7 protein-coding genes are annotated in these 5526 nt (G+C 45.9%); 3 read left to right on the forward strand and 4 right to left on the reverse strand.

Translation table 11 applies throughout. The features are described from left to right. On the forward strand, positions 1–461 hold a 461-nt coding region (thrB, locus tag AC4MRV_RS21395), incomplete at its 5' end, for a homoserine kinase (RefSeq protein WP_491189308.1). Then, the gene (gene thrC / locus AC4MRV_RS21400) at positions 458–1741 is read left to right on the forward strand and encodes a threonine synthase (RefSeq protein WP_491189309.1); all 1284 of its coding nucleotides are present in this window, start codon (positions 458–460) and stop codon (positions 1739–1741) included. The genes thrB and thrC, both read left to right, overlap by 4 nt. A gap of 53 nt (positions 1742–1794) precedes the next feature. Here thrC and AC4MRV_RS21405 read toward each other — a convergent pair whose 3' ends face one another. The 4 genes from AC4MRV_RS21405 to mtnN all read right to left on the reverse strand — a co-directional run bounded on the left by AC4MRV_RS21405 (position 1795) and on the right by mtnN (position 4988). Then, entirely contained in the window at positions 1795–2415 is a 621-nt protein-coding gene (locus AC4MRV_RS21405; protein WP_491189310.1) for a TRIC cation channel family protein, read from the reverse strand. A 74-nt stretch (positions 2416–2489) separates the two neighbouring features. Continuing rightward, entirely contained in the window at positions 2490–3311 is an 822-nt protein-coding gene (btuF, locus tag AC4MRV_RS21410) for a vitamin B12 ABC transporter substrate-binding protein BtuF (protein WP_491189311.1), read from the reverse strand. Continuing rightward, positions 3312–4265, reverse strand: coding sequence for a cobalamin biosynthesis family protein (locus tag AC4MRV_RS21415; protein WP_491189312.1), 954 nt, complete (start codon positions 4263–4265; stop codon positions 3312–3314). Between the two features lie 27 nt (positions 4266–4292). After that, the gene (gene mtnN, locus AC4MRV_RS21420) at positions 4293–4988 is read right to left on the reverse strand and encodes a 5'-methylthioadenosine/S-adenosylhomocysteine nucleosidase (protein WP_491189313.1); all 696 of its coding nucleotides are present in this window, start codon (positions 4986–4988) and stop codon (positions 4293–4295) included. 204 nt (positions 4989–5192) lie between these two features. Between mtnN and rpsO the strand changes: the two genes are divergently transcribed. Continuing rightward, positions 5193–5462: a 30S ribosomal protein S15 gene (gene rpsO / locus AC4MRV_RS21425; protein WP_010450057.1), complete on the forward strand. Its 270-nt coding sequence runs from the start codon at positions 5193–5195 to the stop codon at positions 5460–5462. Positions 5463–5526 lie beyond the last annotated feature (64 nt).

The following is a 5526-nucleotide window of genomic DNA, read 5'->3' on the forward strand; positions in this document are numbered from 1 at the left end:
TCATTAGCCAAGAAGTGCCTTGCTTTGACGATTGGTTCTGGGTGATGGCGTATCCAGGAATTAAAGTTTCCACTGCTGAAGCGCGTGAAATTTTGCCGTCACAATATCGTCGTCAAGATATCATTGCCCATGGTCGTCACTTAGCTGGATTTATTCATGCTTGTCATTCGGGACAGCCTGAGTTAGCGGCTAAAATGATCAAAGACGTGATCGCGGAACCATATCGTGAGAAACTGCTACCAGGCTTTGCTGATGCGCGCAAATATGCAGCTACAGCAGGAGCCCTAGCTACGGGTATTTCAGGAAGTGGCCCAACGCTGTTTAGCATTTGTAGAGAAAAAGATGTCGCTGAGCGTGTAGCGCGCTGGCTTGAACAAAATTACGTACAAAACGAAGAAGGATTCGTCCATGTTTGTCGTCTAGATAAACAAGGCTCGAAAGTAACAGGAAGTGAGCTATGAAGCTTTACAATATAAAAGAAAATGATGAACAAGTTTCCTTTGGCCAAGCCGTTCGCCAAGGGTTAGGTCGCAACCAAGGCCTTTTCTTCCCATCTGAGCTACCAAAGTTTGATGATGTGGATACACTTTTAGCAGAGGACTTTGTTTCTCGCAGCACCAAGATCCTATCAGCTCTGATTGGTGATGAACTGGCTAAAGAGCAAGTTCACTCTATGGTTGATTCTGCTTTTCAGTTCCCAGCTCCGATCAATAAAGTGAAAGATGGCGTCTACGCACTTGAGCTTTTCCATGGCCCAACATTGGCGTTTAAAGATTTTGGTGGCCGTTTCATGGCGCAATCTTTAGCTGCGGTTTCTGATGGCGGAAAAATCACTATTTTGACAGCAACGTCTGGTGATACGGGCGCAGCGGTAGCGCATGCTTTCTATGGCATGGAAGACATCAACGTTGTGATCCTTTATCCGAAAGGCAAGATCAGTCCATTACAAGAGAAACTATTCTGTACTCTAGGTAAGAACATTCATACTGTCGCGATCGATGGAGACTTCGATGCGTGTCAGGCTTTGGTTAAGCAAGCTTTTGACGATGCAGCACTTCGTGAAGAGATTGGTCTAAACTCGGCAAACTCAATCAACATTTCTCGTCTGATGGCGCAGATCTGTTACTACTTTGAGGCGGCATCTCAACTGACCAAAGAAGAGCGTGAAAACCTCGTTGTATCAGTACCAAGTGGTAACTTTGGTAACCTAACGGCAGGTCTTTTGGCAAAAGCTTTGGGTCTGCCAGTGAAGCGTTTTATTGCTGCAACTAATGAAAATGACACGGTGCCACGTTACCTAGAAACGGGTAAGTGGGATCCTAAGCCAACGGTAGCAACAACATCGAATGCGATGGACGTTAGCCAACCAAATAACTGGCCACGCATCGAAGAACTTTGTCAGATCAAAGACTGGGGCTTAGATACGTTAGGCAAAGGCAAAGTGTCTGATGAGCAAAGTGCTGAATCTGTTCGTGATCTTAACGCTCTAGGCTATCTGTGTGAGCCACACGGCGCGATTGCTTACCGAGTGCTAGATGAGCAACTTGCAGATGGCGAGACAGGCTTATTCCTATGTACCGCTCACCCAGCTAAGTTTAAAGAAGTGGTTGATGAGATTTTAGAATCGGATATCGACTTGCCCGGACCGTTAGCTAAGCATGCAGCGATGGAGCTACTTTCGGAGGATCTAGCGAATGACTTTGATTTACTGAAAGATGTGCTTCGCCGAGTACAGAAGTAATTGATGTAGAATGAAGATTAAAAAAGGTCACCTCGGTGACCTTTTTTTATTGCTTAACGATTTAGTGCGAAAGTTGGTAAAGATAAGTGCCATCGAATCGCGCCTAAACGGATAAGCAGCGTAGAGAAGACACCTGCTAAGAATGCGGTGTCGCTATCTTGTCCCATGGCAAGTGCCGTCGTATGGAATACGCCACCAATAATACAGGCGGTCGCATAGACTTCGCTTCGCAGTACCATTGGCACTTCACGCGCGAGTACGTCACGAATAATGCCTCCTCCACACCCTGTAATCACACCCATAATGACAGCGACTAAAGCAGAGTCTTGATAGGCCATGGTTTTTTCTACACCAATGCCAACAAATACTGCTAAGCCAATAGCGTCACATACAGGGAGAATCCACCAAGCAAGGCGCTTTGGTCGTCTGACAATAATCATTGTCAGCAAGCAGGTGATTAGAATGGTCCAAAGGTAGTTAGTATCGGTAATCCAAAACACAGGAGTCGCCCCCAGGGCCATGTCTCGGATTGTGCCACCGCCAATAGCCGTTACGCTACCTAATACAGCAACGCCAAATGGGTCCATTTTTAGTCTACCAGCGAGCAGTACACCTGATATGGCGAAAATTGCAGTACCGAATAGGTCGATACTATAAAGCAGCATGGAATCCATGTTACTCACTTCTCTTACTTAAATTGGGGAACAGAAAATGATGCTGAATTGTACGGGATATCGGCATGCAATCGTTAGCCTTTTCGCCTTACGGTTTCAAAATACTCACAAACTTGTTCTATAGCGTGAACAGTTCTAGGTGTCGGTCGGTTGAGCCAATCTGAATTTAAGCTCCAAACATAGCCCTGTTGGACTGCGTTGAGTTGATTGCTCCATCTTTCCCACATATTGCCGTTTTCGATAGCATGCTCTGATGTGAAGATGACGTCAGGTTGTTGCACAAGTACTTGCTCAATACCGATTTGAGGGTAGGGAGCCGAGCTGTTTTTAAAAACGTTGTCGCCGCCGCAGAAGCTAAATACTTCACTTGGCCATTTACCCTGAGCAACCGAAATGATTGGCTGCTCACTCAGTTGATAGAAATAGCGCACAGGCACAGTCGTTTGGTATTTTTCTTTAATATCTCTGAGTTGCTGACGAAAGTCAGCCGCCGCTTTTTGACCAAGTTTAGGCGAGCGGCTGTATTGGCTAAGTTGCTCAATATTGTGGGCGATGTCATCCAAAGAGTGAGTTTGAGAGTAATAGATGTTAAAGCCAAATTGTTTTAGCTTTTCTAATTCCCTTGGTGGATTGCCAGCTGGCCAAGCGATGATCAAGTCAGGTTGCAAAGCGATAATTCGCTCAATTTTGATACCCTGATAGTTGGCCACTTTTTCAAGTTTCTGAGCTTGTTCTGGGTAATCGCTTCGGTCGCTTACGGCAACAAGTTTTTCTCCAAGCCCCGCTGCGTAAGCAATTTCAGTGGCATGAGGTGCAAGGCTAATGACTCGTTCAACTGGGGCCGCTGCGAGCGAATAACTACACAACACTGAAATAAGTAACAATAATCTGAGCATCTAAATACCTTGATAGATAGCCGCCATTAACGCGCTTTGAACAAGTACCCAAGCAAACATTCGCCAAGCAAGTAGTTTCTGGACTTGAGCGATATGCAAAGCTGAAGGAGCTATACGACCACCAAGTTTTGCTCGTTCCGACTTTTTACCGCCGTAGATAGCAGGCCCACCGAGTGACAGCTCTAGTTTGGCACCTACTGCAACGAGAAGCCAAGAGGGCCCAGGTAGTGGCCAGGAGTTAGCTTGCTGCTTGATTAAAGTGAATACTTGCTGAGTTCGATTGCCGATAGCAATCGTTATAGCGAACAGTCTCAATGGTACAAAGTCCATGATCGCGACAGCTCGGATCGCTGGAATACCAAAGGGAGAAAACATCTGGCGAGAAGGAGACCAAGCTCGCGCAAGCTCGACCATCATTCGATAGATAAACGCGCCAATACCTCCAGCCAATGCGTACCAGAAAAGAACTCCGACGACATTACGCCCGTATGACATGATTAGGGTTTCAGCCCCAACTTTACCTAAGCCAAGTTGTGATAATGGTTGCGTGGAACGGTTAACAATGGGTTTGAGCAGTATCTTCGCTTGCTCTTTGTCTTCTCGGGCTAATGCTGCAACAAATTGCGCTGTAAACTTATCAGTATTACGCCAGTCAATTGCAAGAAGCAGAAATGCCAACTCAAACAGCTGGGGTTGCCAAACCAAGGGTTTAAGTGCGATCAATACGGCAAGCATTGAGGCAATCATTAACAACCAGGCTAGGCTACCGGAAATAATACTTTGTTGATAGCCGCTATTAATATTGACTTTATTCGCTAATTGCTCAGCAAATTTGTGCCATAAAATGGCAGGATGCGCTTCACGAGGGAAGGGAAGCACTAGATGACAAAGAAGAGCGCCCCATAGGACAAGGAGCGCTCCATTCGAGTAGAGTTGATGAAACAAATCTTCCATGATGTTGCTTGTGTTCCTTAAGCTAGTTTACTTAAGCAGTTCAACCATTTTAACCACCATCTCTGATGAGCTTTTCGCGGCGAGTGGTAAGAACTCATCAAAGCTCATGCCGGCTTCTTTGTCTGCGACGTCAGAGATAGCGCGAACGACCACAAACGGTACTTTGAATTGGTGACAGGTTTGTGCAATTGCGGCCGCTTCCATTTCTACAGCGACAACGGATGGGAAGTATTGACGGATAAATGCTTGGCGCTCTGCACTCGCAACAAAAGCGTCGCCGGTACAAATCAGGCCGCGTACCGCGTGTTTGTCTTCCATTTGTGAAAGTGCTTTTTCAGCCACATTCATTAGGTTCTCATCAGCGGTGAAAGCCGCTGGCTGCTGTGCCATTTGGCCCATCTCATAGCCAAATGCTGTTACGTCAGCATCGTGATAGCGAACTTCTGTTGAAATAACCACATCACCCACGTTCAAGCTAGAATCAAAACCGCCTGCTGAGCCTGTGTTGATAACGACATCTGGTTGGTATTCGTCAAGCAATATAGTCGTTCCCACAGATGCCGCTACCTTGCCAATACCTGATTGCAGTAACACAACATCAACGCCATTGATTTGACCTGAGAAGTATGTGCAGTTCGCTTTAGTGACTGTTTCACAGTTTTCGATAGCGTCTTTAAGAATAGAAACTTCTTGTTCCATTGCGCCGATGATGCCGATTTTCATAGTGAATCCTGTTAATTCAAATAGCTAGGTTTTATCGAACTAAGTGTAACAGAAAAGCATCGGATGGGAATGTGGTACTTATGAGTTACACTCAAATAGCAGTTGCTTAACCTCTATACATCCCCTATAATTCGCGCTCCTCGTGTCGGCTGAATCAGAGATTGGCTGGCACAATGTTAAACCTACTCTTATTAGGAGAGAATTATGTCTCTGAATGCAGAAACTAAAGCAGCAATCGTTGCAGAATACGCACAAGGCGAAGGCGACACAGGTTCACCAGAAGTTCAAGTAGCTCTACTTACAGCTTCTATCAACCACCTACAAGGTCACTTCAAAGCGCACAAAGGCGATCACCACAGCCGTCGTGGTCTTCTACGTATGGTTTCTCGCCGTCGTAAGCTTCTTGACTACTTGAAAGGCAAAAACCTTTCTCGTTACCAAGATCTAATCAAGCGTCTAGGCCTACGTCGCTAATCAGCGGCTGCATAGAACAGTTTGTCGAAAAAGGGGCTTTTAGCCCCTTTTTTGTTGCCCGTTA

It is taken from the genome of Vibrio sp., assembly GCF_984391705.1.